General features: G+C 68.4%; 20 protein-coding genes. 8 read left to right on the top strand and 12 right to left on the bottom strand.

Going from position 1 to position 26,178, the window contains the following annotated elements:
* Positions 1-4: 4 nt before the first annotated feature.
* Genes AC1DP9_RS15225 through AC1DP9_RS15235 form a run of 3 tightly spaced genes read left to right on the top strand, consistent with a single transcriptional unit; the run spans position 5 to position 8,000 of the window.
* Positions 5-3,187 carry an MdtB/MuxB family multidrug efflux RND transporter permease subunit gene (locus AC1DP9_RS15225; protein WP_477107810.1) on the top strand — a complete coding sequence of 1,061 codons (3,183 nt, stop codon included), beginning with the start codon at positions 5-7 and terminating at the stop codon, positions 3,185-3,187.
* Positions 3,187-6,501, top strand: coding sequence for an efflux RND transporter permease subunit (locus AC1DP9_RS15230; protein WP_477107811.1), 3,315 nt, complete (start codon positions 3,187-3,189; stop codon positions 6,499-6,501). The genes AC1DP9_RS15225 and AC1DP9_RS15230 overlap by 1 nt, the downstream gene beginning before the upstream one ends.
* 5 nt (positions 6,502-6,506) lie before the next feature.
* Positions 6,507-8,000, top strand: a complete 1,494-nt coding sequence (locus AC1DP9_RS15235; protein WP_477107812.1) for an efflux transporter outer membrane subunit — start codon at positions 6,507-6,509, stop codon at positions 7,998-8,000.
* Here AC1DP9_RS15235 and AC1DP9_RS15240 read toward each other — a convergent pair whose 3' ends face one another.
* A complete protein-coding gene (locus tag AC1DP9_RS15240; RefSeq protein ID WP_092298003.1) occupies positions 8,001-8,912 on the bottom strand; it encodes a LysR family transcriptional regulator in 912 nt (303 codons plus the stop codon).
* Positions 8,913-9,049: 137 nt separating this feature from the next.
* Between AC1DP9_RS15240 and AC1DP9_RS15245 the strand changes: the two genes are divergently transcribed.
* Together AC1DP9_RS15245 and dacB are read left to right on the top strand one after the other, a co-directional pair.
* A complete protein-coding gene (locus AC1DP9_RS15245) occupies positions 9,050-9,496 on the top strand; it encodes a PACE efflux transporter (RefSeq protein ID WP_441591771.1) in 447 nt (148 codons plus the stop codon).
* 101 nt (positions 9,497-9,597) lie between these two features.
* The gene (gene dacB, locus AC1DP9_RS15250) at positions 9,598-11,172 is read left to right on the top strand and encodes a D-alanyl-D-alanine carboxypeptidase/D-alanyl-D-alanine endopeptidase (protein WP_477107813.1); all 1,575 of its coding nucleotides are present in this window, start codon (positions 9,598-9,600) and stop codon (positions 11,170-11,172) included.
* Between the two features lie 34 nt (positions 11,173-11,206).
* Here the strand turns inward: dacB and AC1DP9_RS15255 are convergent, their stop codons facing one another.
* From AC1DP9_RS15255 to AC1DP9_RS15285, 7 genes are all read right to left on the bottom strand, one after another.
* Positions 11,207-12,196, bottom strand: a complete 990-nt coding sequence (locus AC1DP9_RS15255) for an L-threonylcarbamoyladenylate synthase (RefSeq protein WP_477107814.1) — start codon at positions 12,194-12,196, stop codon at positions 11,207-11,209.
* A 9-nt stretch (positions 12,197-12,205) separates the two neighbouring features.
* Entirely contained in the window at positions 12,206-13,450 is a 1,245-nt protein-coding gene (locus AC1DP9_RS15260; RefSeq protein WP_477107815.1) for a 5-(carboxyamino)imidazole ribonucleotide synthase, read from the bottom strand.
* 49 nt (positions 13,451-13,499) lie between these two features.
* Positions 13,500-13,997, bottom strand: a complete 498-nt coding sequence (gene purE / locus AC1DP9_RS15265) for a 5-(carboxyamino)imidazole ribonucleotide mutase (RefSeq protein ID WP_092292053.1) — start codon at positions 13,995-13,997, stop codon at positions 13,500-13,502.
* 21 nt (positions 13,998-14,018) lie between these two features.
* Positions 14,019-14,927 (bottom strand): phosphoribosylaminoimidazolesuccinocarboxamide synthase, encoded by a 909-nt coding sequence (locus AC1DP9_RS15270; protein ID WP_477107816.1) that lies wholly within the window; start codon positions 14,925-14,927, stop codon positions 14,019-14,021.
* Between the two features lie 79 nt (positions 14,928-15,006).
* Positions 15,007-16,071 (bottom strand): class II fructose-bisphosphate aldolase, encoded by a 1,065-nt coding sequence (fba, locus tag AC1DP9_RS15275; RefSeq protein ID WP_092292049.1) that lies wholly within the window; start codon positions 16,069-16,071, stop codon positions 15,007-15,009.
* Positions 16,072-16,194: 123 nt separating this feature from the next.
* On the bottom strand, positions 16,195-17,631 hold the full coding sequence (gene pyk, locus AC1DP9_RS15280; RefSeq protein WP_092292047.1) for a pyruvate kinase: 1,437 nt from the start codon (positions 17,629-17,631) through the stop codon (positions 16,195-16,197).
* Between the two features lie 79 nt (positions 17,632-17,710).
* A complete protein-coding gene (locus AC1DP9_RS15285; RefSeq protein WP_454756830.1) occupies positions 17,711-18,907 on the bottom strand; it encodes a phosphoglycerate kinase in 1,197 nt (398 codons plus the stop codon).
* A gap of 435 nt (positions 18,908-19,342) precedes the next feature.
* Here AC1DP9_RS15285 and AC1DP9_RS15290 point away from each other — a divergent pair, with 435 nt between their 5' ends.
* The 3 genes from AC1DP9_RS15290 (at position 19,343) to AC1DP9_RS15300 (ending at position 21,714) form a co-directional block, all read left to right on the top strand.
* Positions 19,343-20,449 (top strand): helix-turn-helix transcriptional regulator, encoded by a 1,107-nt coding sequence (locus AC1DP9_RS15290; protein ID WP_477107817.1) that lies wholly within the window; start codon positions 19,343-19,345, stop codon positions 20,447-20,449.
* 118 nt (positions 20,450-20,567) lie between these two features.
* Entirely contained in the window at positions 20,568-20,768 is a 201-nt protein-coding gene (locus tag AC1DP9_RS15295; RefSeq protein ID WP_477107818.1) for a hypothetical protein, read from the top strand.
* A gap of 55 nt (positions 20,769-20,823) precedes the next feature.
* Positions 20,824-21,714 (top strand): helix-turn-helix transcriptional regulator, encoded by an 891-nt coding sequence (locus AC1DP9_RS15300; protein WP_477107819.1) that lies wholly within the window; start codon positions 20,824-20,826, stop codon positions 21,712-21,714.
* 22 nt (positions 21,715-21,736) lie between these two features.
* Here AC1DP9_RS15300 and AC1DP9_RS15305 read toward each other — a convergent pair whose 3' ends face one another.
* From AC1DP9_RS15305 to AC1DP9_RS15320, 4 genes are all read right to left on the bottom strand, one after another.
* Positions 21,737-22,060, bottom strand: a complete 324-nt coding sequence (locus tag AC1DP9_RS15305; protein ID WP_092292039.1) for an AzlD domain-containing protein — start codon at positions 22,058-22,060, stop codon at positions 21,737-21,739.
* Positions 22,057-22,896, bottom strand: coding sequence for an AzlC family ABC transporter permease (locus tag AC1DP9_RS15310; RefSeq protein ID WP_477107820.1), 840 nt, complete (start codon positions 22,894-22,896; stop codon positions 22,057-22,059). Before AC1DP9_RS15310 ends, AC1DP9_RS15305 begins: the two co-directional genes overlap by 4 nt.
* A 194-nt stretch (positions 22,897-23,090) precedes the next feature.
* On the bottom strand, positions 23,091-24,428 hold the full coding sequence (locus AC1DP9_RS15315; protein ID WP_092292035.1) for an MFS transporter: 1,338 nt from the start codon (positions 24,426-24,428) through the stop codon (positions 23,091-23,093).
* Between the two features lie 26 nt (positions 24,429-24,454).
* Complete coding sequence (locus tag AC1DP9_RS15320) at positions 24,455-25,960, bottom strand: amidase (protein WP_477107821.1); 1,506 nt, start codon at positions 25,958-25,960, stop codon at positions 24,455-24,457.
* Positions 25,961-26,178 lie beyond the last annotated feature (218 nt).

Below are 26,178 nucleotides of genomic sequence, written 5' to 3' on the forward strand. Positions count from 1 at the left end.
CGGCATGAATCCCTCACGCATCTTTATCGAACGGCCGGTGGCCACGGCACTGCTGATGCTGGCCATCCTGCTGTCCGGGCTGGTGGCGTACCGGCTGCTGCCGCTGTCCGCGCTGCCGGAGGTGGATTACCCGACCATCCAGGTCACCACGCTCTACCCCGGCGCCAGCCCGGACGTCATGACCTCCTCGGTCACGGCGCCGCTGGAGCGCCAGTTCGGCCAGATGCCGGGGCTCAAGCAGATGTCGTCGTCGTCCTCTGGCGGCGCGTCGGTCATCACGCTGCAGTTCGAGCTGTCGCTGTCGCTGGACGTGGCCGAGCAGCAGGTGCAGGCCGCCATCAACGCGGGCGGCAACCTGCTGCCCTCGGACCTGCCCATGCCGCCGGTCTACAGCAAGGTCAATCCGGCCGATGCGCCGATCATGACGCTGGCGATGACCTCGGACACCCTGCCCCTGCCCAAGCTGCAGGACATGGTGGACACCCGCGTGGGCGCCAAGATTTCGCAGATCCAGGGCGTGGGGCTGGTCACCATCAGCGGCGGGCAGCGCCCCGCCGTGCGCATCCAGGCCAATCCCACCGCGCTGGCCGCGCTGGGCATGTCGATCGACGACCTGCGCACCGCCATCGGCAGCGCCAACGTGAACGGCGCCAAGGGCAGCTTCGACGGCCCCGCGCGCGCCTCCACCATCGACGCCAACGACCAGCTCCGCTCCGCCGACGAATACCGCCAGATCATCATCGGCTACCAGAACGGCGCGCCGATCCGCATCACCGACGTGGCCGACATCGTCGACGGCCCCGAGAACAGCCGGCTGGCCGCCTGGGCCAACAGCCGCCCGGCCATCGTGCTGAACATCCAGCGCCAGCCCGGCGCCAACGTGATCGAGGTGGTGGACCGCATCAAGACGCTGCTGCCGCAGCTGCAGGCGGCGCTGCCGGCCTCGGTGCACGTGCAGCTGCTGACCGACCGCACCACCACCATCCGCGCCTCGGTCAAGGATGTGCAGTTCGAGCTGCTGCTGGCCATCGCGCTGGTGGTGATGGTGATCTTCGTCTTCCTGCGCAACATCCCGGCCACCATCATCCCGGGCGTGGCGGTGCCGCTCTCGCTGGTCGGCACCTTCGGCGTGATGTACATGGCCGGCTTCTCGATCAACAACCTGACGCTGATGGCGCTGACCATCGCCACCGGCTTCGTGGTGGATGACGCCATCGTGATGATCGAGAACATCATGCGCTACATCGAGGAAGGCGATTCCCCGATGGCGGCGGCGCTCAAGGGCTCCAAGCAGATCGGCTTCACCATCATCTCGCTGACCTTCTCGCTGGTGGCCGTGCTGATCCCGCTGCTGTTCATGGGCGATGTGGTCGGCCGGCTGTTCCGCGAGTTCGCCATCACGCTTGCGGTGTCGATCCTGATCTCGGCCGTGGTGTCGCTGACGCTGACGCCGATGATGTGCGCGCGCCTGCTGCGCCACGTGCCCGAGGAGGAACTGCCGCGCTTCCATCGTGCCACGGGCCGCTTCTTCGACAACGTGATCCACCGCTACGGCCAGGCGCTTGAGTGGGTGCTGGACCGCCAGACCGCCACGCTGGTGGTGGCCGTGGGCACGCTGGTGCTGACCGGCCTGCTCTATATGCTGGTGCCGAAGGGCTTCTTCCCGGTGCAGGACACCGGCGTGATCCAGGCCATCACCGAGGCCTCGCAGACCACCTCGTTCGCGGCGATGGGCCGCAAGCAGGAGGCCGTGCAGAAGGTGATCCTGCAGGACCCGGCGGTGGCCAGCGTCTCGTCGTTCATCGGCGTGGATGGCACCAACACCACGCTCAACGCCGGGCGCATGCTGATCAACCTCAAGCCCAAGGCCGACCGGGACAGCATGGCGGTGGTGACCCAGCGGCTCCAGGACGCCGTGCAGCAGCTGGGCGGCGTCTCGCTCTACACCCAGCCGGTGCAGGACCTGACCATCGAGGATCGCGTCTCGCGCACGCAGTACCAGTTCACCGTGGAAGACCCGGACCCGGCCACGCTGGCCGAATGGGTGCCCAAGCTGGTGGAGCGCCTGCGCCAGGAACCTGAGCTGCGCGACGTGGCGAGCGACCAGCAGAACAACGGCCTGCGCGCCTATGTGGACATCGACCGGGACGCCGCCGCGCGGTTCGGCATCACCACGGCCGTGATCGACAGCGCACTCTACAGCGCCTTCGGCCAGCGGCTGGTGTCGACCATCTTCACGCAGTCCAGCCAGTACCGCGTGGTGCTGGAGACCATGCCGCAGTTCCGCACCAGCCCGCAGTCGCTGGCCGAGCTGCGCCTGCCGTCGTCGTCGGGCGGGCAGGTGCCGCTGGGCGCCATCGCCCGCATCAGCGAGCGCACCGGCCAGTTGGTGATCAACCATCAGGGCCAGTTCCCGGCCGCGACGGTCTCGTTCAACCTGGCCCCGGGCGAGTCCCTGGGCGCCGCCGTGGACAAGATCACGCAGATCGAGAAGGAGCTGAACCTGCCGATCTCGATGGTCACCGAGTTCCAGGGCGCCGCGCTGGCCTTCCGCGCCTCGCTCTCCAACACGCTGTGGCTGATCCTGGCCGCCGTGATCACGATGTACATCGTGCTGGGCGTGCTCTACGAGAGCACGATCCACCCGGTGACCATCCTGTCCACGCTGCCCTCGGCCGGCGTGGGGGCGCTGCTGGCGCTGCTGGTCTCGGGGCAGGACATCGGCATCATCGCGATCATCGGCATCATCCTGCTGATCGGCATCGTCAAGAAGAACGCCATCATGATGATCGACTTCGCGCTCGAGGCCGAGCGTGAGGGCGGCATGACGCCGCGCGACGCCATCTTCCAGGCCTGCCTGCTGCGCTTCCGCCCGATCCTGATGACGACCATGGCCGCCCTGCTGGCCGCCCTGCCGATGATGCTGGGCACGGGCATCGGCTCCGAGCTGCGCCGGCCGCTGGGCGTGACGATGGTCGGCGGCCTGCTGGTCAGCCAGGTGCTGACGCTGTTCACCACGCCGGTGATCTACCTGGCATTCGACAGCGTGGCGATGCGGCTCAAGGGGTGGCGCAAACGCCGCTTCGGCGATCCCGACGACGGTGGCGACGGTGGCGACAACAAGGACGCCCATCGTCCCCGCCCGAACCCGAATCCGAACGCGAACCCGCAGGAGCCGCACGCCTGATGAACCTGTCGGCCGCCTTCATCCAACGCCCGGTTGCCACCGCGCTGCTGACCATCGGCATCCTGCTGGCGGGCCTCGCGGCGTTCCGGCTGCTGCCGGTCTCGCCGCTGCCGCAGGTGGACTTCCCGACCATCTCGGTCTCGGCGTCGCTGCCCGGCGCCAGCCCCGAGACCATGGCGGCCACCGTGGCCACGCCGCTGGAGCGCGCGCTGGGCACCATCGCCGGGGTGACCGAGATCACCTCCAGCAGCTCGCTGGGCTCCACGCGGGTGACGCTGCAGTTCGACCTCTCGCGTGACATCGACGGCGCCGCGCGGGACGTGCAGGCGGCCATCAACGCCTCACGCGGGACGCTGCCGACCAGCCTGCCGAACAATCCGACCTATCGCAAGGTCAACCCGGCCGACGCGCCGATCATGATCATCGGGCTGACTTCGCCCACCATGACGCGCGGCCAGCTCTACGACGCCGCCTCGACCATCCTCTCCCAGAAGCTGTCGCAGGTGGAGGGCGTTGGCCAGGTGACGATTGGCGGCGCCTCGCTGCCGGCGGTGCGGGTGGAGCTGAACCCCACGGCGCTGAACAAGTACGGCATCTCGCTCGAGGACGTGCGCAACACGATCTCGGCCACCAACGCCAACCGCCCGCTCGGCGTGCTCGAGAACAACGTCAACAACTGGCAGGTCTACGCCAACGACCAGGCAATGACGGCCAAGGACTACATGCCGCTGATCGTGCGCTACGCCACGCCGGGCACGTATTCGTCCGCCTCGGCCGGCGCGCTGATTGCCAGCACGGCCAACGCCACGGCCGGCGGCGGGGTGAGCACCAAGACCGTCAACGGGATCACCACTACCACCATCACCACCAGCAGCGGCACCACCACCGTCAGCTCGGGCGCCACGGGCGGCAACAGCGCCGCCGCCGGCCCCAACGCCTTCGCGGTGCCGATCCGGCTCCAGGACGTGGCCAGCGTGGTGGATTCGGTGCAGGACATCCGCAATGCCGGCTCGGCCAACGGCAAGCCGTCGGTGCTGCTGGTGCTGAACCGCTCGCCCGGCGCCAACATCATCGAGACCGTGGACCGCGTCAACGAGATGCTGCCGCAGCTGCGCAAGATGATCCCGGCCAGCATCTCGATGGACGTGATGATGGACCGCACGCCCACCATCCGCGCCTCCCTGCGCGAGGTGGAGCACACGCTGATGATCTCGGTGGCGCTGGTGATCATGGTGGTGTTCCTGTTCCTGCGCAACGTGCGCGCCACGCTGATCCCGAGCGTGGCCGTGCCGGTGTCGCTGGTCGGCACGTTCGCGGTGATGTACCTCTGCGGGTTCTCGCTCAACAACCTGTCGCTGATGGCGCTGACGATTGCCACCGGCTTCGTGGTCGATGACGCCATCGTGGTGCTGGAGAACATCTCGCGCCATATCGAGAATGGCATGAAGCCGCGCGCTGCCGCCCTGCGCGGGGCGCGCGAGGTGGGCTTCACGGTGTTGTCGATGAGCCTGTCGCTGATCGCCGTGTTCATCCCGCTGCTGATGATGGGCGGGATCGTGGGCCGGCTGTTCCAGGAGTTCGCCATCACGCTGTCGGTGGCCATCCTGGTCTCGCTGGTGGTGTCGCTGACCACCACGCCGATGATGTGTGCGCGGCTGCTGCGCCCCGTGGACGAGCACAAGGCCAGCCAGGGCCGCTTCTACCAGGCCAGCGAGCGCGTGTTCAACTGGATGCACGACCGCTACGCGCGTTCGCTGGACTTCGCGCTGCGGCACGCCAGGCTGGTCTGGGTGATCCTGCTGGCCACCATGGCGCTGAACGTCTGGCTCTACGTGGTCGTACCGAAGGGCTTCTTCCCGCAGCAGGACACCGGCCGGCTGATCGGCTTCATCCGCGCGGACCAGGCCACCTCGTTCCAGGCCATGCGCGGCAAGCTCGACAACTTCATCAAGATCGTCCAGTCCGATCCGGCCGTGGTCAACGTCACCGGCTTCACCGGCGGCTCGCAGCGCAATACGGGGCAGATGTTCGTGACGCTGAAGCCGCTGAACGAGCGCAAGGAGTCTGCCGACGCCATCATCGCCCGGCTGCGCCTGAAGCTGGCCAAGGAGCCCGGCGCCAACCTCTACCTGCAATCGGTGCAGGACATCCGCGTGGGTGGGCGCCAGAGCAGTTCGCAGTACCAGTTCACGCTCCAGTCCGACGACCTGGAGACGCTGCGCACCTGGGAGCCCAAGGTGCGCGCGGCGATCTCGAACATCAAGGGGATCGAGGATGTGGATACCGATACCAACGACAAGGGCCTGCAGACCTCGGTGATCATCGACCGGGACACCGCCTCCAAGCTCGGCGTCACCGCCCAGCAGGTGGATGCGGTGCTCAACGACGCCTTCGGCCAGCGGCTGGTCTCGACGATCTACCACCCGCTGAACCAGTACCGCGTGGTGATGGAGCTGAGCCCGGAGTACCTGCAGGGGCCGCATGCGCTGCAGGACATCTACGTGGTCACCGGTAACGGCCGGCGGGTGCCGCTCTCGGCCTTCGCGCGCGTCACGCCGACCAGCACGCCGCTCGGCGTGAACCACCAGGGCCAGTTCGCCGCCTCCACGATCTCGTTCAACCTGGCCGAAGGGTTCTCGCTGTCGGAGGCCACCGACGCCATCCGCCAGGCGCTGGCCAAGATCGGCGCCCCGGAGACGCTCCAGGCCAACTTCCAGGGTGGTGCCAAGGCGTTCCAGGACTCGCTCAAGAGCCAGCCCTACCTGATCCTGGCCGCGCTGATCACCATCTACATCGTGCTCGGCATCCTGTACGAGAGCTACGTGCACCCGCTGACCATCCTGTCCACGCTGCCCTCGGCCGGGGTGGGCGCGCTGCTGGCGCTGCTGCTGTTCAAGACGGAGTTCAGCATCATCGCGCTGATCGGCGTGATCCTGCTGATCGGCATCGTCAAGAAGAACGCGATCATGATGATCGACTTCGCCATCGACGCCGAGCGCAATGAGGGCATGAGCCCGCGCGAGGCGATCTATCGCGCCTGCCTGCTGCGCTTCCGGCCGATCCTGATGACGACCATGGCCGCCCTGCTGGGCGCGGTGCCGCTAGCCATCGGCCGGGGCGACGGCGCCGAGCTGCGCGCGCCGCTCGGCATCTCGATTGTCGGCGGCCTTGTGGTGAGCCAGTTGCTGACGCTCTACACCACGCCCGTGGTCTACCTCACGCTCGACCGCTGGCGCCTGCGCGTGCAGGCATGGCGCGCCCGCCGCCAGCGCCACGGCCAACGCCCGGACGCCGCGCCGCGGCTGGAATCCTGACCTCCATGATGAAGATGAACCGCCCTCTTTCGCTGCCCGGCGCCTCCGCCATCGCCCTGGCCTGCATGGTCCTGGCCGGCTGCGCCGTCGGCCCCGACTACCAGCGCCCCGATGCGCCCGTCCCCAAGGCATTCAAGGAGGCCAGCGAGGCCATGCCGGCCTGGACCGGCGACTGGAAGACTGCCGAGCCGCAGGACGCCACGGCGCGCGCCGACTGGTGGCGCGTGTTCGGCGACCCGGCGCTGGACGACCTGATGGCGCAGGTGCAGATCTCGAACCAGAACATCAAGGCGGCCGAGGCGCAGTACCGGCAGGCCACCGCCTCGCTGCAGGCCGCGCGCGCGGGCTTCTTCCCGGTGATCGGTGCGTCCGCCGGCCTCTCGCGCGGCGCCAGCAGCACCGGCGGCCGCATCACCAACGGCCAGAACGCCACGCTATCCGCCAGTTGGGAGATCGACGTCTGGGGCCGCATCCGCCGTCAGGTGGAGAGCGCCCAGGCCGGCGCGCAGGCCAGCCAGGCCGATCTGGCCGCCACGCTGCTCTCCACGCAGGCCACGCTGGCGCAGAGCTACTTCCTGCTGCGCATTGCCGATTCACAGCGCGCGCTGCTCGACCGCACCGTGGCCGACTACGAGAAGTCGCTGCTGCTGGTGCGCAACCAGTACCAGGCCGGCACGGCGCAGCGCTCGGACGTGTTGCAGTCGGAAACCCAGTTGAAGAGTGCGCAGGCGCAGCAGATCGACATCCAGATCACGCGCGCGCAACTGGAACACGCCATCGCGGTGCTGGTCGGCAAGCCGCCGGCGGACCTGACCATGGCCGTGGTCGAGGTGGACGACGCCATCCCCAACGTGCCGGTGGCCGTGCCATCGACGCTGCTGGAGCGCCGGCCTGACATCGCGGCGGCGGAGCGGCGCATGGCCTCGGCCAATGCCGATATCGGCGTGGCGCAGGCGGCGTACTACCCCACCCTGTCGCTGTCGGCCACGGGCGGGCTGACGGCGGGCACGCTGGCGCGCTGGCTGTCCTTGCCGGACCGCGTCTGGTCCGTCGGCGCCGGGCTGGCTGGGACCGTGTTCGATGGTGGCCTGCGCGGCGCGGTCAAGGCGCAGGCCGTGGCGGCGTATGACCAGACCGTGGCCAACTATCGCCAGACCGTGCTGGGCGCGTTCCAGGAGGTGGAAGACAACCTCGCCGCCGCGCGGCTGCTGGGGCAGGAAGCCACCGTGCAGAACGACGCGCTGCGTTCCGCGCGCGAGGCGCTGGCGCTGGTCAACAATCGCTACAAGGCCGGCACGGCCGGGCTGCTCGATGTGCTGACCGCGCAAACCGCCGCCTACACGGCCGAACGCACGGCGCTGTCGATCACGGGCCGCCAGTACACGGCGGCCGTCACGCTGATCGCCGCATTGGGCGGCGGCTGGCACGCGGTGGGGACGGACACGGCGCAGGCGCCGCAGCCTGCCGCGCAACCGAGCCCGCAACCCGCGCCCCAGTAATCAACGCTGCTGGTACCGCGCCGGCGCGAGCGGCAAGGGCTGCTGTCGCACGCGCTCGCGCAGCCAGGTGGCGGCCTTGCCGAGCGGACGCTGCTTGTGCCAGACCAGCTCCATCGCCACGGGCCAGTCCTGGTCCTGGAAGGCCAGCCGGGGCGATACCAGCGTGGCCGCCGCCGGCGAACTCGCGGCGATGTGCCACGGCACGAAGGCCCAGCCCAGCCGCCGCTTGACCAGTTCGACAATCACCCACTGGCTCTCCACCCACCAGACCTCGGCCGCCACGCGCAACCGCTTCTTCTCCTCGCTGTCGCTGCGCGTGGCCACCATCAGCTGGCGATGGCGCTTCAACTCCTCGAAATCGACCTGCGCATGGGCGGCCAGTGGATGGTCGGGCGCGCAGATCACCGGCATCGGCACCCAGCCCAGCGCGTGGAAGGCCAGTTCGGGCGGCAGCACTTCCTGCCGCCACATGATGCCGAGGTCCGCGCACTGGCTCATCACCAGCCGGCTGACGTCCTCCATCAGCGGGAACAGCAGCTCCAGCTCCACGGCGGGAAAGCGTTGCGAGAACTCGTCCAGCAGCACGCCAAGCACTTCCTCGGGGTATAGCTCGTCCACGGCCAGCGTCAGGCGCGACTCCACGCCCTCGCCCAGGCTCATCGCCACGCCCCGGAAATGCTCGCAGCGCTCCAGGATCACGCGCGCCTCCACCAGCAGGCGCTCGCCAGCCGGCGTCAGCACCGGGTAGCGCGCGGTGCGGTCGAACAGCGCATTGCCGAGGTCGATCTCCAGATTGGCCACCGCCGCGCTGATCACCGACTGCGCCTTGCCGAGCTTGCGCGCCGCGCCCGAGAACGATCCACTCTCGGCGGCGGCTACAAAGGCCTGCAGCTGGTCCAGGGACAGGCTCATGGGTACTCCTTTCATCACATCGACACGGAATCGACGCCTCACCGGCAGCGATCCATCTGTTTTGCCGATGGTATCCAACTTGTCCTAAGTTGTCCTGCCGATAGAATGGCCTCCATCGATCCCAAGGAGTTCCTGTCATGCGCACCACCGGAGACCGCATCCGCCATACCGTCGGCTTCGAGCTGATCGGCCTGCTGGCCTTCGCGCCGCTGGCCAGTTTGGTGTTCGGCTACGCCCTGCACCAGATGGGCCTGATTGGCGCCGTGGCGTCGCTGATCGCCGCGGTCTGGAACTACGTCTACAACCTGATGTTCGACAAGGCGATGCTGCGCTTCCGGGGGCAGCTGCGGAAGACGCCAGCCATCCGCGTGCTTCACGCCATCCTGTTCGAGGGAGGGTTGCTGCTGGTCTTCCTGCCGTCCGTGGCGTGGTATCTCGACATCAGTCTGGTCGATGCCTTCATCATGGACATCGCCGTGGCCGGCTTCTACATGGTCTACGCGCTGATCTACAACTGGGCCTACGATGCGATCTTTCCGATCCCGAACGCCACGCCGCGCGACTGCGCCGCCGACTGCCCCTGATAGATCCGAGCGTCGCTGAGACGCCAAGCCGACTTCACGGGCGAACTGGCACGTGAAGCGGCTGTTTTACGTCATCCAGCCGATGGCGGGCATGCGTTAACATGCTCGCCATGCCAAATCGTCCCGCCCTGCTTCGTCTCCCGCTGACGGCCGCCATCGCCGCCGTCGCCCTGCTCTCCACCGGCATCGCCGGAGCCCAGGCCAAACCCGCCAAGGCGGCGCAGGCCGTCAAAGCCACTGCATCGAAATCCGCCACGGTCCGCCGCGCGAGCGCTGACGCCGTCGACCTGGCCGCCGCCCGCACCGGGCTGCCGGCATCGGTCACGGCCGCGCTGCGCCGGGCCAACGTGCCGCTCTCCGCCGCCAGCTTCTACGTGGTCAAGGTCGGCGCGCCGCAGGCCCGCGTGAGCTGGAACGCCGAGACGCCGATGAACCCGGCCTCGACCATGAAGGTGGTGACCACCTTCGCCGGCCTGCAGCTGCTGGGGCCGGACTACCGCTGGCTGACCTCGCTCTACGCCGATAGCGAACCCGCTGCCGACGGCACCATCCGGGGCAACGTCTACCTGCGCGGGCGCGGCGATCCCAAGCTGGTGCCCGAGGAGATGGCCAAGCTGGTGGCTTCGGCGCGCAACGCGGGCGCCACCACCATCGACGGCGACGTGGTGCTCGACCGCAGCTTCTTCGCCGATGCCTCCGAAGGCACTTATACGATCGACGGCGAGTCCCAGCGCGCCTACAACGTCAATCCGGACGCGCTGCTGTACGCCTTCAAGACCCTGTCATTCACGATCACCCCGGACGCCGCCGGCCGCACCGTGGACGTGGCGGTCACGCCCGCGCTGGCGCAGTTGCGCGTGGAGAACCGCCTGACGCTGACCAACGGCCGCTGCGGCGACTGGCGCTCGCGCGCCACGCCCAACATCACCCCGCAGCCGGATGGCACCGTGGTGGCCACCTTCGAAGGCACCTATTCGGGCGACTGCGGCGAGCACGTGGTCAACCTCGCCACGCTGTCGCACAGCGATTTCATCTGGGGCGGCTTCGTGGCCGAATGGCAGGCGGCCGGTGGCCGCTTCGCCCACACGCCGGGGCTGCGCAGCGGCGCGGTGCCGCGTGGCGCGTTCCTGCTGTCGCGCCACTACGGCCAGCCGCTCGGCGACGTGGTGCGCGACATCAACAAGTTCTCGAACAACGTGATGGCGCGCCAGCTGTTCCTGACGATTGGCGCGGAGATGGACCGCAGCGGCCCGGCCAGCACGGCGCGTTCCGCGCAGGTGATCCGCCGCTGGCTGACACGCCAGGGGCTGGACATGCCGGGGCTGGTGCTCGACAACGGCTCGGGACTGTCGCGCGAGGAGCGCATCAGCGCCTATGACATGGCCCGGCTGCTCCAGCAGGCACTGGCCAGCGACGTCGGCTATACGCTGGTCGATTCCCTGCCCATCCTCGGCGTGGACGGCACGCTGCGCAACCGGCTCACGCGCGCCCACGCGGCGGGCAACGCCTACCTGAAGACCGGCACGCTGGCCGATGTGCGGGCGCTGGCCGGCTATGTCGATGCGACGAACGGCGGCCGCTACGTGGTGGTGGCGTACATCAACCACCCGAACGCCTCCGGCGCGCAGGCAGCGCACGATGCGTTGATGGAGTGGGTGTTTCGCGGGGCGCCTTGAGCGAGCTTGAGAAGCTAGGGCGGCCCCGCAGCAATCAGGCTTCGAACGCCGCCGCCGCCCGGCCCAGGCGGTCGCGTACCCCGTCCCAGTCGTGGGCGTCGGGGACTGGCTCGAACACGAGCCGGCTAAAACCTTCCTTGTCGAGCTTGCGCAGCAGGCCGTAGAGCGCCTGGGCATAGGCGTCCGGCGTGGCGGGTGCTGGCACGAACACGCAGCGCGGGTCGTTGCTGACCTGCGTGGCGCCGACCCAGGCGAGCCGGCCATCGCCCGGCAGCGTCGCCAGGTAGCGCGGCAGTTGATCCGGCGAAGCCAGCGTCAGCGGCGTGCGCGGTGCGTAGTGAGCCTTGAGCGTGCCCGAGGCGCGCGGCGCGGCGGCGTCGGGGGCCAGCGGCATCGTGCCGAGCACGTCGGCCATCATCGCCGCCGTGATCGCGCCGGGGCGCAGCAGCACCGGCCCGACCTCGTCGATGCGCGACAGATCGACGATCGACGATTCAATGCCGATATCCACCCCATCGCCTTCGAGCACGTAGACCGTGCCCGCGAACTCGTCCCGCACATGCTCGGCTGTGGTCGGGCTGACCTGCCCGAACTTGTTGGCCGACGGCGCCGCAATGCCGCCGCGGCCGCGCCGGAAGCGCGACAGCAGCGCCTGCGCCACCGGGTGCGACGGGCAGCGCAGCCCGAGGCTGTCCTGCCCGCCCGCCACCGCCGCCGGAATATGGGCGGCGCGCTTGAGGATGATCGTCAGCGGACCGGGCCAGAAGGCATCGATCAGTTTTTGTGCCGATTCCGGCACCTCCGCAGCCCAGTAGCCCACATCGGCGCCATCCACCACGTGGACGATGACCGGATGGTTCGACGGCCGGCCCTTGGCGGCGAAGATGCGCGCCACGGCTTCGGGGTTCTCGGCATCGGCGCCGAGCCCGTAGACGGTTTCCGTCGGGAAGGCGACGAGCTGGCCGGCCTCGAGCAGGCGGACGGCCTCCTCCAGTTCGGTCGCCGTGGGCATGCGTGAAGACATCGGCAACCCTCAGACCGGGATATGGAGCGCCTGCGCGGCGGCGTTGAACGCCGCCTCGGCGGCAGCGGCCTGCTCGCCCACGCAGTTCACATGGCCCATCTTGCGCGACGGCCGCGCGTCGTTCTTGCCGTACAGGTGCAGCTTGGCGCCCGGCTGGCCGACGACCTCGTCCCAGGCCGGCGTGCGCTCCAGGCCGAACTCGAACCAGACATCGCCCAGCAGATTCAGCATCTTGCCGGCCGAATGCTGGCGCGTGCTGCCCAGCGGCAGGCGGGCCATGGCGCGCACCTGCTGCTCGAACTGGCTGGTCTCGCAGGCGTCCATGGTGATGTGGCCCGAGTTGTGCGGGCGCGGCGCCATCTCGTTGGCGACCAGCGTGCCATCGGTCAGCACGAAGAATTCGATGCAGAGCACGCCGACGTAGCCCATCTCCGTCGTCACGGTGGCGGCGGCGGCGCGGGCGCGGTTGGCGATGTCGTCGGACACGCTCGACGAGGGCATGGTGGTCGAGAACAGGATGCCGTCCCGATGGACGTTCTCGGCCAGCGGCCAGGTGGCGGTGCTGCCGTCGGCGGCGCGGGCGGCCAGCACGGACACCTCGTAGGCCAGCGGCAGCATCTGCTCCAGCACGCACGGCACGTGCTGCATGGCGCGCCACGCGGCGCGCACGTCCTCGCGCGTCTTCACGCGGGCCTGGCCCTTGCCGTCGTAGCCCATGCGCGCGGTCTTGAGGATGCCCGGCAGCACGTTGTCCGGAATCTGGTCGACATCGGCATCGTGCTGGATCACCCAGTGCGGGGCCGGCGGCACGCCGGTGCGCTCGGCGCAGGCGGCAAAGAACTTCTTCTCGCCGATGCGGTTCTGGGCAATCGACACGCAGTAGCCGCGCGGCGCCACGAAGGCGCCCAGTTGCTCCAGGCGGTCCAGCGACAGCGACGGCACGTTCTCGAACTCGGTACTCACCGCTTCGCAGAGCTGGCCCATCTCGGCCAGCGCCGCTTCGTCGGTATAGACCGCGCAGATATGCCGGTCCGCCACGGCACCGGCCGGGCTGTCCTGGTCCGGGTCCAGCACGCAGACGCGGTAGCCCATGGACTGCGCCGCATGGGTGAACATGCGGCCGAGCTGGCCGCCGCCGAGCATGCCGAGCCAGGCGCCGGGCAGGATCGGCGCGGTCGGGTTGTCCACGCCGAACTCGGCGCGCGACTCCGGCGTGTGGGCTTCGGACAGGTAGGGATGGATATCGGTCGGCATGCGGATCGGTTCCGGCGGCTTACTTATAGATAGAGAGAGGGACTGGGGCTCAGGCCGGCAGCGTCATGGCGCGCGCGGCCTCGGTCTGCTTCGCGCGGAACGCCTCGAGCGCGCTGGCCAGCGCGTCGTCGGTGGTGGCCAGCGTGGCGATGGCGTGCAGCGCCGCGTTGGCCGCGCCGGCTTCGCCAATGGCGAAGGTGGCCACCGGCACGCCCTTGGGCATCTGCACGATGGAGAGCAGCGAGTCCTCGCCGCGCAGGTACTTCGACGGCACAGGCACGCCGAACACCGGCACGATGGTCTTGGCGGCGATCATGCCCGGCAGGTGGGCGGCACCGCCGGCGCCGGCGATGATCGCCCGGATGCCCCGGCCGCGCGCCGACTCGGCGTAACGGAACATGTCGTCCGCCATGCGGTGGGCGGAGACCACTTGTGCCTCGAACGCCACACCGAAATCCTTGAGCATGGCCACCGCGTGCTGCATCACGTCCCAGTCGGAACTGCTGCCCATCACCACGCCGACCACCGGCTTTGCTGCGTTGCTCACGATCTGTCCTTCCTAATGCGGTTAGGCGAGTTCTTCGCCGGTCAGGCGGGTCAGCGCCTCACGGTACTTGTCGGCGGTCTTCTGCACCACGTCCTCGGGCAGCTTCGGTGCCGGGGCGGTCTTGGGCCACGGCTTGCCGTCGATGCGCACGGCCTCGAGCCAGTCGCGCACGAACTGCTTGTCGAACGACGGCGGGTTGGTGCCCACCTGGTACGAATCGGCCGGCCAGAAGCGCGACGAATCGGCGGTCAGCACCTCGTCCATCAGGGTCAGCGTGCCGTTGTCGTCCAGGCCGAACTCGAACTTGGTATCGGCGATGATGATGCCGCGCGTGGCGGCGAAGTCGGCCGCTTCCTTGTACAGGCGGATCGAGATATCGCGCATCTGCGCGGCCAGATCGCGTCCGATCCGCTCCTCGACCTCGGCGAACGAGATGTTCTCGTCGTGCTCGCCCATCTCGGCCTTGGCGGCCGGCGTGAAGATCGGCTCGGGCAGCTTCTGCGCGTTCTGCAGGCCGGCCGGCAGCTCGATGCCGCACACCTTGCCCGTCGCCTGGTAGTCCTTCCAGCCGCTGCCGGCCAGGTAGCCGCGCACCACGGCTTCCACCAGGATCGGTTTCAGCCGCTTGACCACCACGGCCCGGCCCTGCACCTGCGCCACTTCATCGGGCGCCACCACGCTCTCGGCGCTGATGCCGGTCTCGTGGTTCGGCACGATGTGCGCCAGCTTGCGGAACCAGAAATTGGCCATCTGGTTCAGCACGCGGCCCTTGGCGGGAATCGGCTCGCCCAGGATGACGTCGAACGCCGAGAGGCGGTCGGTCGTGACGATCAGCAGCTTGTCGTCGCCAACGGCGTAGTTGTCACGGACCTTGCCATGGCCGAGCAGCGGCAGGGACTGGATGGAGGACTGATAGAGAGCTTGGGACATGGTGGGTCTGGGCCGGCGGGAGAGCCAAACAAAAAAAGCGTCGCCCCCGTTTGCGGGGGACGACGCCGTTACGACAGGATTACTGCACAACCTGGGCGAGCTTGCCCGTCTTGTACGCCGAGGCGATGTCGATCAGGCCGACCGGCTTGATCTTGCTGGCCTGGCCTTCGCAGCCGAACGCCACGTAGCGGTCCTTGCAGACCAGCTTGGCGGCTTCGCGGGCCGGCTTCAGGTACTCGCGCGGGTCGAACTTGGTCGGGTTCTCGGCAAAGAAGCGACGGATTGCGCCGGTCATGGCCAGGCGGATGTCGGTGTCGATGTTGATCTTGCGCACGCCGAACTTGATCGCTTCCTGGATTTCCTCGACGGGCACGCCGTAGGTTTCCTTCATGTCGCCGCCGAACTTGCGGATCTCTTCCAGCAGTTCCTGGGGTACCGACGACGAACCGTGCATCACCAGGTGGGTGTTGGGGATGCGCGCGTGGATTTCCTTGATGCGGCTGATCGCCAGGATGTCGCCCGTGGGCTTGCGCGTGAACTTGTAGGCGCCGTGCGAGGTGCCGATGGCGATGGCCAGCGCGTCGAGCTGGGTCGCCTTGACGAAGTCGGCAGCCTGCTCGGGGTCCGTCAGCAGCATCGAGTGGTCGAGCACGCCTTCGGCGCCGATGCCGTCTTCCTCGCCCGCTTCGCCGGTTTCCAGCGAGCCCAGGCAGCCCAGTTCGCCTTCCACGGTCACGCCCACGGCGTGGGCCAGCGCCACCACCTTGCGGGTCACGTCGACGTTGTACTCGTACTCGGCGGGGGTCTTGCCGTCTTCACGCAGCGAGCCGTCCATCATCACCGACGAGAACCCGAGGTCGATGGCGCCCTGGCAGATCGCCGGCGACTGGCCGTGATCCTGGTGCATCACCACGGGGATGTGCGGGTAGGCTTCCACGGCCGCTTCGATCAGGTGGCGCAGGAAGTGCTCGCCGGCGTATTTACGCGCGCCGGCCGATGCCTGCATGATCACCGGGGCGTTGACCTCGTCGGCGGCCTGCATGATGGCCTGCACCTGTTCGAGGTTGTTCACGTTGAAGGCCGGCAGGCCGTAGCTGTTCTCGGCGGCGTGGTCCAGCAGCTGGCGCATGGAAACGAGTGGCATGTCTAACTCCTGAATGAAAAATTTTGGGGGGTTCTTATCGGGGATGTCCGGGCCGGCAGGTTCGCACCGCCAGGGTGCCGCGTCTGTCCGGCGCGCCACATCGCGCGCGCTTGTTCCTAAACCTTAACTGCCCACCCTCACGATCTTGAGGGTATTCGTGCCGCCCGGCTGCCCCATGGGCTCGCCGATGGTCAGCACGATGAAATCGCCCCGCTGCACCACGCCCTGGGCCAGCAGCAGCTCCTCGGCCTGCTCCAGCGCCTCGTCGCGGTCCGTGCTCGACTGGAGCGGCAGCGGCACCACGTTGCGGTAGAGCTGCATCTTGCGCTGGGAGGCCAGGTTCGGCGTCATGGCGTAGATCGGCACGTGAATCCGGTGGCGGCTCATCCACAGCGCGGTGGCGCCGGAATCGGTCAGCGCCGCGATGGCCTTCACTCCCAAATGATAGGCGGTGAACAGCGCACCCATGGCAATCGACTGGTCGATGCGCGAGAAGGTCTGGTTCAGGAAGTCGGTATCGAGCTGCACCACTTCGGACTTCTCGGCCTCCAGGCAGATGGCGGCCATGGCCTCGACGGTCTCCACCGGGAAGCGCCCGGCGGCGGTTTCGGCCGACGTCATCACCGCGTCGGTGCCGTCCAGCACCGCGTTGGCCACGTCGGACACCTCGGCGCGGGTCGGCACCGGGTTCACGATCATGCTTTCCATCATCTGCGTGGCGGTGATGGTCAGCTTGTTGGCCTCCCGCGCGAGGCGGATCATGCGCTTCTGCAGCGCCGGCACCGCCGCGTTGCCCACTTCCACGGCCAGGTCGCCACGGGCCACCATGATGCCGTCGGACGCCTGGAGGATTTCCTCCAGCACGCCCGGGCGGATGGCCTCGGCCCGCTCGATCTTGGCGATCATGCGCGCCTTGTGGCCATGCGGCTGGCCGGCCACGGCGGCCAGCTGGCGCGCCATTTCCATGTCGGTGGCGTTCTTGGGGAAGCTCACGGCCACGTAGTCCGCGCCGAGGGCCATGGCGGTCTTGATGTCCTCCATGTCCTTGGCGGTCAGCGCCGGCGCCGAGAGCCCGCCGCCCTGGCGGTTGATGCCCTTGTTGTTCGAGAGATCGCCGCCCACGCGCACCGTGGTGAAGATCTCGCTGCCGATGACGCGGTCCACCACCAGCACGATCAGGCCGTCGTTGAGCAGCAGCACGTCGCCGGGGCCCACGTCGCGCGGCAGGTCCTGGTAGTCCAGTCCCACGCGCTCCTGGTTGCCCAGCGGGCAGGTGGCGTCCAGCACGAACGGATCGCCCGGCTTCAGCGTGACCTTGCCGTTCTCGAACTTGCCCACGCGGATCTTGGGGCCCTGCAGGTCGGCCATGATGGCCACCTCGCGGTGGCAGGCCGCAGCCGCCTCGCGCACCAGCGCGGCGCGGTCGATATGGTCCTGCGCGGTGCCGTGGGAGAAGTTCAGGCGCACCACGTCGACACCGGCGGCAATCATGCGGGTCAGCATGTCCAGTGTGCTGGACGCCGGGCCGATGGTGGCAACGATCTTGGTGGAACGAGTCATGCGGGCGGTTTCCTCAAAGGCTACTGGTACGGACAGGGGCGGCTCGGGAACGATCGGGCAAAAACAGGTGACAGGTAAATCAGGCCGCAGCGCGCTGCTGGAGCACTTCCAGCGCGGGCAGCGTCTTGCCTTCCAGGAACTCCAGGAAGGCGCCGCCGCCGGTGGAGATATAGCCCACGCGGTCGGCGATGTGGTACTTAGCGATGGCGGCCAGCGTGTCACCGCCACCCGCAATCGAGAAACCCTTGGAATTGGCGATGGCCTCGGCCAGCACCTTGGTGCCGTTGCCGAACTGGTCGAACTCGAACACGCCCACCGGGCCGTTCCAGACGATGGTGCCGGCGGCCTGGAGCTGGTCCGCCAGCTGGGCGGCGGTCTTGGGGCCGATGTCGAGGATCATGTCGTCGTCGGTCACGTCCTTGACGTCCTTGACCGTGGCGGCGGCCGTGGCGCTGAATTCCTTGGCGCAGACCACGTCCACCGGAATCGGCACCGAGGCGCCACGGCGGGCCATGATGTCGATGATGGCCTGGGCGTCGCCGACGAGGTCATGCTCGGCCAGCGATTTACCGATCTTCAGGCCGGCGGCCAGCATGAAGGTGTTGGCGATGCCGCCGCCGACGATCAGCTGGTCCACCTTGTCCGCCAGGGACTTGAGGATGGTCAGCTTGGTGGAAACCTTGGAACCGGCCACGATGGCGACCAGCGGGCGGGCCGGCTGGCCCAGCGCGCGGCCCAGCGCGTCGATCTCGGCCGCCAGCAGCGGGCCGGCGCAGGCCACGGGTGCGTACTTGGCGATGCCGTGCGTGGTGGCCTCGGCGCGGTGCGCGGTGCCGAAGGCGTCGTTGACGTAGACATCGCACAGCTTGGCCATCTTCTGGGCCAGTTCATCGCTGTTCTTCTTCTCGCCCTTGTTGACGCGGCAGTTCTCGAGCAGCACTACCTGGCCGGGCGCCACGTCCACGCCATCGACCCAGTTCTGCACCAGCCGCACGGGCTTGCCGAGCAGTTCGGACAGACGTTCGGCGATCGGGGCCAGCGAGTCCTCGGGCTTGAATTCACCCTCGGTCGGGCGGCCCAGGTGGGACGTCACCATCACGGCCGCGCCGGCCTTCAGGCAGGCCTCGATGGCCGGCACCGACGCACGGATGCGGGTGTCTTCCGTGATCTTGCCGGCATCGTCCTGTGGCACGTTCAGATCGGCGCGGATAAACACGCGCTTGCCGGAGAGATTGCCTTGGGAGATGAGATCGGTGAGACGCAGGACAGAGGTCATGGCGAGTAGAAACGGGACTGGGCGGTACGCCAACAGCACGCGGCCGCGTTGGAAATCGGGGAAACCGGCATTTTACCTGATCGCCGTCACGGTTTTATGCGATTGGCCCTCGAAATGACGCATGAATCACTAATACTCACCCTGTGGGCGAAAGTGCCAGGAGCGCATCGGACTTCACTACAAACCCCCTCGAAGGGAGGGTACAGGTATCTCTGGCGGGTCGCCCCTATTGGGTTAATGTACGCCCTAATGTACTAAACGTATGCACCGCCAGACACGCATAGCAAACCTCGCATATTTGGTACATCGCATCATCAGTTGCAGCCAGCGAGCCGGCAACGACCGGCAATAACGAAAAAGCCATCCCCCTGACCAGCTCCGTTTCGAGGCGCCGGCGACCGGATGGTCCATTGTCGTGAATGCAGGGGTAATCCGATGGACCAAACAAGCATGCACGGGGCAATCCGTGGGCTTTACGAAGGCATTCTGGACCCCGGGGCATGGCACAAGAGCCTGTGCGCCCTGACCGATATGGCGGGTAGCGCACATGCCTCGATGATGGTGTGGGACACCGTGCGCGACCAGGTCACCGTCAACGAGATCGTCAATCCGGTGCCGGAGCTGTTCACCGCGTACGAGAAGGAATACCAGGCCATCGACCCGGCCAAGATCTTTGCCCCCCGGCTGGTGCCCGGCGCCTGGTATATCGATGCGCGCGATCTCGGCCCGCAGGGCATGGCGCGCCACCCCTTCTACTGCGACTTCTTCAACCGCTTCGACCTGCGCTCCTACGTGGCCTGCCTGGTGGAACGGCAGCCGCACTACGAAGTCTATTTTTCGATGCAGCGCGCGCTGAGCCAGGACGCCTTCTCGGGCGAGGACACCCGCGCGCTCGACTGGGTGGTGCCGCATATGCGCAGCGCCATCGCCCTGCGCGAACGCACCCTGGGGCTGTCCGCGCTGGCGTCTGTCTCCGCGCGGCTGCTGGAGCGGCTCGCCTTCGCCGTGGCCGTCTACACACCCGAGCGCCACCTACTGCTGGCCAATACGGCCGGCGAGCGCTGGGCGCGCCGGCTCGACCCCACTGGCAAGACCGGCGACTGGCGCCTCTCGCACGGCTTTGCCGAGATGGTCCAGGCCGCCTGCCATCCCAACCAGCCGCAGGCCGCGCAGGCCGCGCGCGCCACCGACAAGACCGGCGCCACGGCCGAGGTGCTGGTCCTGCCCCTGCCGCCCACCCACATCCTCGCCGCCTCCTGGCAGCAACCCGCCGCGCTGGTGGTGGTGCACGAGGCCGGCGCCCCATCCGTGCTGCTCGATACCGTGCTGCGCGAACTGTACGGGCTCACGCCGGCCGAAACCCGGCTGGCCACGCGGCTGGCTTGCGGCGAAGGACTGCCCGAGGCGAGCCGACAGATGCGCATTCGCCACGAGACCGCGCGCACGCAACTCAAGTCCATCTTCCTGAAGACGGGCTGCGGCAGCCAGGCCCGCCTCACGCAGATGCTGACGCGGCTCGCCGCCACACTAGAGGGAGGCTAGCACCCTGCATCGCCCCTTTCCCCTGCCGCGATCCCCGTGGCAGGCACGCGAAGTCTTGACGCGCCGCCCGCCTCACCGGAACCGGGCGCACGCCCCGCGCACCTCGCCGGACTCAAGCATGAACGACGGACAAATGCACGAGACCATCCGAGGTCTCTACCAAGGTGTTTTCGAAACGGGCGCCTGGCAGCGGAGCCTGGTCGCCCTGTGTGACGCAAGCGGCAGTTCGCAGGCGTCGCTGGTCGTGCGCAACCGGGCGCTGGACCGCGTGGTGGTCACTCACGCGGTGGACTACAAGCCCGACGCCATGGAGGCCTAACACCTCGCACTACTACCAGTTCGACCCGAGCCGGCCGTTCGCCGAGCGCCTGGGCGTGGGGGACTGGTATATCGACCATCGCGACGTAGGCGAGCAGGTCATGCGCACCAGCCCGTTCTATGGCGAGTTCCTGCGCGGCCTGAATGTCGCGTCGGTCATGTCGTGCCTGATCGAGCGGCATCCCACCTACGAGATTTACCTGTCGCTGCAACGGCCGCTCGATGCCAATGTCTATGCCGAGGCGGACGCCCTCGCGCTGGACTGGGTGATTCCGCACCTGCGCGATGCCATCGGCCTGCGCGAGCGCATGCAGGAGCTGGTCGCGCGGGGCCGATTGTCGGAAGACATGCTGAACCGGCTGCCCTTCGGGGTGGTGGTGTTCGATCTGGCCGGCAAGCCGCTGTTCGCCAACCAGTCCGGCGAGCCGTGGGTGCGGCGCCTGATGCCGGCCGCCTTCTTCGGGCCGCGCACCGGCGCGCCGACGGACAGCGCCTTCTGGCAGTTCTCGCGCCCGTTTCCCGAGGTGCTCCGCGCCGTGGCCGCGCCGGACACCCTGCAGGCCGCGCAGGCCATCCAGGCCGCCGGGCCGGATGGCCGCACCGCGCAGATCGTGACGCTGGCGCTGGCGCCGATGGCGCAGAGCCTGCCGGGCATGGAGACCCATACCGTGCTGGCCGCCATCCACGAACGCTATGGCACGCCGCGCGCCATGCCGGCCATCCTGCGCGACCTCTTCGGCCTCACGCCGGCGGAAACGCGGCTGGCCGCGCTGCTGACGCAGGGCGTTGGCCTGCCGGACGCGTGCGCGCAGCTCGGCATCAAGCGCGAAACCAGCCGCACGCAGGTCAAGTCGATCTTCAACAAGACCCGCACCAGCACGCAGGCGCAGCTGGCGCATCTGCTGACCCGGCTCAGCACGATGCTGACCGAGCCATCGCGCTATTAGTTAACAGTGGGGATCAGAAGGCTCAGGTGAGCAGCCGCAGCGCGGTGTACACCGCCATGCCGACCACGATCATCCCGACCATGCGGCGCGTGAACAGGTAGAACACCGTGGCGGCGATGCCGGCCATCAGCTTGGCGTTCATCGGCGAGATCGTGAAATGGCCCTGCCAGGTCATGAATTCCGGCACGATGATGGCCGCCAGCGCCGCCGCCGGGGCATAGCGCAGCGCGCGCTGGAGGCGGTCCGGCACGCTCACGCGCTCGCCGGCCATCAGGAACAGCGCCCGCGTGAGCACCGTCACCACGGCCATGCCGACGATGGCGATCCAGGTTTCGACGTGGCTCATGCCCGGTCTCCGGTCTGGGGTTCCGGCTGCGACTCGGATATCGCGCGGGCCTCGGCCTTGGCCTTGTCCTTCCGCGCGCGAATGCCGCGCAACGTGGCGCGCGCGGCCAGTTCGTCGGTGGCCATGCCGGCCGCCAGCGCGCCCACCACGGCCACCACCAGCGCCAGCCGGTACGGGAGGTCGAAGCACAGCAGCGCCAGCACGGCGGACACCACCACCGCCATCAGCGTGGAGCGCGAGTTGATCGTGGCGATCATCACCGGAATCAGCGCCATCACGCCGGCCAGCCCGAGGCCCCAGGCGTCCGGGAACACACTGGCGAGCAGGATGCCGAGCAGCGACGAGACCTGCCAGGTGGCGCAGTTGACCAGCGCCATCCCCCAGAAATAGCCCTCCTTGCCCGGCGCGTAGCCGGGCTCGACGTATTTCTGCATGAAATAGACGAAGTGGAGGTCGCCGTTGAAGAAGCCCAGCACGGTGCGCCGGCCCAGCGGGAGGTAGCTGAAGTGCGGCTGGAGCGCCGCGCTGAAGATGACGAAGCGCAGGTTGACCACGGCGGCGGTCAGCCAGATGGTCCAGATCGGCAGGCCGGCGGCGAACAGCGGCAGCACGGCCAACTGGGCGGAGCCGGCGTAGACCAGCAGCGACATGCCGATGGCCTCCGGCACGGTCAGTGCCGACTTGCTCATGGCCACCCCGGTGACCAGCCCCCACGAGAACACCGCGGGCAGGGAAGGCGCGAAATAGCGTGCGCCGTCGAGAAAACCGTTGCGCTCCACCTCGGCAAATCGATGCCAGAGGCGCAACCACACCGGGGACGACTGTCGGGGTGTCATAGCAGAGGGCGAGAAGGGTACGGCCAGCGCGGGGAGCGGGGCCGTCGGGGGCACCGCCGGCATCGCGCCGGCGGCAAAGCAGACATTATAGGCGCGTGCCCGCCGCAGGTAAGCGGTGGCTTAAAAGTGCACGCACCGAGTGTTGTTTCGTGGAGAATCGGGGCCCCGGCGGCCCCTCCTTCCTCACCCAGCCGCTATGCCGGGCGGCTCGTGGGCGCCAGCGGCGCGGCTTCGGCGGCAGGCGCATTGGTCGGATCCATAGCCGGGTCCGTCTCGTCATCGCCGCCGCCGGCCTGTCCCAGATCGATGCCTGACGTCTCCGGCAGCAACGCCGCCGAGACCATCACCACCGCGTAGCCCACCCCGGCCACCATGGCGATGGCCAGCGCCAGCGAGGTCCGCCCGCTGTTGAGCCAGCCCACCGCGAGCGGGAAGAACGAGCCGATCACCCGGCCCAGGTTGTACGACACGCCATACCCCGTGGCGCGCACGGCACTTGGGTACGACTCCGAGATCGTCGCGCCAATCCCCGAGAACACGCCCTGCATCAGCACCCCGAGCGGGAAGCCGAGGAACAGCATCGACGTATTGCTGACCGGAATCACCATATAGATCATCGCCATGACGAAAGCGCCGGCGGCGAACGCCATATAGGTCACGCGGCGGCCCCAGCGGTCCGTGGCGTAGGCTCCGGCCACGTAGCCGACCAGCGAACCGAGGATGGTCACCGCCAGGTAGGAGCTGGTGCCGAACACGGACAGCCCCCGCTCGGTCTTCAGGAAGGTGGGCAGCCAGGTGGCGATGGCGTAGTAGGCGCCCAGCATGCCGCCCGACAGCAGGCTGCACAGCACGGTCTTGCGCAGCAGCGGCGCGCGGAACACGCGCGCAAGGTCCGCCCCCGGCGAGACCTTGCCGCGTGCGGCCCGGCTCTTGAGGAAGACTTCCGGCTCCTGCAGGTTGCGGCGCAGGTAGATCACCACCAGCGCCGGCAGGATGCCGAGGAAGAAGCAGACGCGCCACGCCGTTTCCGGCTCGAACAGGTTGAACGTGATGGCGTAGGCGATGGCCGCCCCGCCCCAGCCGAACGAATAGCTGCTGGCGGTGAAGCCCGAGTACTTGCCGCGATGGGCCGGATTGCGGATCAGCTCGGTCACCAGCACCATGCACAGCGACGATTCGCCGCCGAAGCCCAGCCCCTGGAGCATGCGGAACACCAGCAACTGCTCGGGCGAATTCGCCATGCCGCAGAGGAAGCACGACACCGCGAACACGATGATGGTCCAGCGCAGCACGCGCACGCGGCCAAAGCGGTCAGCCAGCAGCCCGGCGCCCACCGCGCCAACCAGCGACGAGACCAGCGTCCAGGTGACGATGGCGCCCGCCATCGACTTGCTCATGCCCCACTGCGCCAGCAGCGTGGAGATGAGGAAGGAATAGATCATGAAGTCGAACACATCGACCGCATGACCGAGAAACGCGCCGTAGAACCCCTTGCGCTCGGCGCGCGACAGCTCCTTGAACCAGTCCATCATGATGGTTTCCTCCCAGTCTTCCGTTGTTATCGATCGATGCCGGCCGGTGCCAGCCCGCGCGGCGGTTGGTAGCCGTAGCCGGCGGCCTCCAGCAATTGGGCGAAGCGCAGCGAGGTGAGATCGCCCCAGCGCCGCGCCACGATCTGCACGCCGCACGGCAGGCCGTCCCGCGCCGGGCCGATCGGCGCCACCGTGGACGGCAACCCGCACAGCCCCGAATGGCCGGCCCAGAACAGTTGCGTGGTCAGCGGCATCGGCTGGCCGTTCACCGGCAGCGTTCGCTGCCAGGGCTCCCCGGTCTCGTCGAGCGGGAACGCGGTGGTGGCGGCGGCCGGGCACAGCAGCACGTCGTAATCGGCGAAGAAGCGGCGCCAGCTTTCGGCAAAACGGTCGCGCGCGGCCTGCAGGCGCAGCCAGTCGCGATGGGTCAGCGTGGCGCCGGTGAACTGCAGCGTGGCGTAGTCGTCACCCGCATCGGGTTGGGTACGGGCCAGCGCGTCGGCGAAGGCGGCGTCATCCATATAGACGGCGGTCGTGGCGCGCAGCAGCAGCACATAGGTGCGCCACAGCGCGGCGGCGTCGAAGCCCGGGCGCACGTGCCAGTCCACCCTGGCGCCCTGCCCGGCCAGCCAGTGGCCGAGCGCCTCGATGGGCTGGCTGACGGTGGCATCGACATCGGCCAGCGGATGGGTCGGCAGCACCGCCACGCGGAAGTCGGCCAGACGCTGGTGCGGGCAGGCCGGCAAGTCCAGCCGCCAGGCGGGTGCGAGGTCCACGTCCGGCCCGGCGATGGCGCGCAGCACCAGTTCGAGGTCGCGCGCGCTGCGGGCGACCGGGCCGGCCACGTTGATGTCCTGCTCGGCAAACCCGGCCGGCGCGTTGCCGTGGCCGCGCAGCGGCACCAGCCCGTGACTGCTCTTGTGCGAGAACACGCCGCAGTAGTGCGCCGGGTTGCGCAACGACGAGCCGATATCGGAGCCCACATCGAAAAAGCTCATGCCGGCGCAGACCGCCGCCGCGCTGCCGCCCGAGGAACCGCCGGGCGTGCGCGTCGGATCGTGCGGATTGCGCGTGGTGCCGTAGATCGCGTTGTAGCTCTGCCAGTCGCGCAGGCCCAGCGGCACATTGGTCTTGCCGAGCAGGATCGCGCCCTGCGCGCGCAGGCGCTGCACCACCACGGCGTCGCGCTCGGCACGATGATCGGCGCGCGCCGGGCTGCCGCAGGTGGTGGGCCAGCCGGCCACGTCGAACGATTCCTTGATCGAGAACGGCACGCCGTCCAGCGGCCCGAGCGCGGCGCCGGCCTGCCGGCGGCGGTCGCTCTCACGGGCTGCGGTGTGCGCGGCATCGAAGTCTGGCAGGACAAGGGCGTTGATCGTCGCATGATGGGCGACCCACGCGGCGTGGCAGGACGCGACCAGCGCCTGCGCGGTGGTCTCGCCACGGGCGAGCCGGTCGGCAGCCACCCAGATCGGCAAAAAGCAGTCGTCCAGCCGGCCAGGGTCGGCCGGTGGCAGGTCAGGCAGGGTCACGTGCGCTCCGTGTGTTGTCTTGGGCCGGCGCGTGGGCGCGGCGGCCTGAGGGGGCTTATCGATACGGCGGCGGATACAGCAATCGGTATACTATATTCACAAATCCAAAATTCACAAGGCAGTATTTGTGCCAAGGTGATTTGCACCGCAACAAGGCAGGATGCGGCTTTTCGGGGGATGGGCGCATGCGGGCGCGTGTGCGCTGCACCATCATCGGG

Source organism: Cupriavidus sp. 01L43, assembly GCF_056399925.1.

Coding starts and splice junctions, on each gene's coding strand:
- pyk (WP_092292047.1), bottom strand. CDS start 17,631: ATGACTCGTTCCACCAAGATCGTTGCCACCATCGGCCCGGCGTCCAGC.
- AC1DP9_RS15270 (WP_477107816.1), bottom strand. CDS start 14,927: ATGTCCCAAGCTCTCTATCAGTCCTCCATCCAGTCCCTGCCGCTGCTC.
- fba (WP_092292049.1), bottom strand. CDS start 16,071: ATGCCACTCGTTTCCATGCGCCAGCTGCTGGACCACGCCGCCGAGAAC.
- AC1DP9_RS15285 (WP_454756830.1), bottom strand. CDS start 18,907: ATGACCTCTGTCCTGCGTCTCACCGATCTCATCTCCCAAGGCAATCTC.
- AC1DP9_RS15255 (WP_477107814.1), bottom strand. CDS start 12,196: ATGTCTTCACGCATGCCCACGGCGACCGAACTGGAGGAGGCCGTCCGC.
- AC1DP9_RS15315 (WP_092292035.1), bottom strand. CDS start 24,428: ATGATGGACTGGTTCAAGGAGCTGTCGCGCGCCGAGCGCAAGGGGTTC.
- AC1DP9_RS15230 (WP_477107811.1), top strand. CDS start 3,187: ATGAACCTGTCGGCCGCCTTCATCCAACGCCCGGTTGCCACCGCGCTG.
- AC1DP9_RS15235 (WP_477107812.1), top strand. CDS start 6,507: ATGATGAAGATGAACCGCCCTCTTTCGCTGCCCGGCGCCTCCGCCATC.
- AC1DP9_RS15260 (WP_477107815.1), bottom strand. CDS start 13,450: ATGCCGACCGATATCCATCCCTACCTGTCCGAAGCCCACACGCCGGAG.
- AC1DP9_RS15245 (WP_441591771.1), top strand. CDS start 9,050: ATGCGCACCACCGGAGACCGCATCCGCCATACCGTCGGCTTCGAGCTG.
- AC1DP9_RS15305 (WP_092292039.1), bottom strand. CDS start 22,060: ATGAGCCACGTCGAAACCTGGATCGCCATCGTCGGCATGGCCGTGGTG.
- AC1DP9_RS15225 (WP_477107810.1), top strand. CDS start 5: ATGAATCCCTCACGCATCTTTATCGAACGGCCGGTGGCCACGGCACTG.
- AC1DP9_RS15310 (WP_477107820.1), bottom strand. CDS start 22,896: ATGACACCCCGACAGTCGTCCCCGGTGTGGTTGCGCCTCTGGCATCGA.
- AC1DP9_RS15290 (WP_477107817.1), top strand. CDS start 19,343: ATGGACCAAACAAGCATGCACGGGGCAATCCGTGGGCTTTACGAAGGC.
- dacB (WP_477107813.1), top strand. CDS start 9,598: ATGCTCGCCATGCCAAATCGTCCCGCCCTGCTTCGTCTCCCGCTGACG.
- AC1DP9_RS15240 (WP_092298003.1), bottom strand. CDS start 8,912: ATGAGCCTGTCCCTGGACCAGCTGCAGGCCTTTGTAGCCGCCGCCGAG.
- AC1DP9_RS15295 (WP_477107818.1), top strand. CDS start 20,568: ATGAACGACGGACAAATGCACGAGACCATCCGAGGTCTCTACCAAGGT.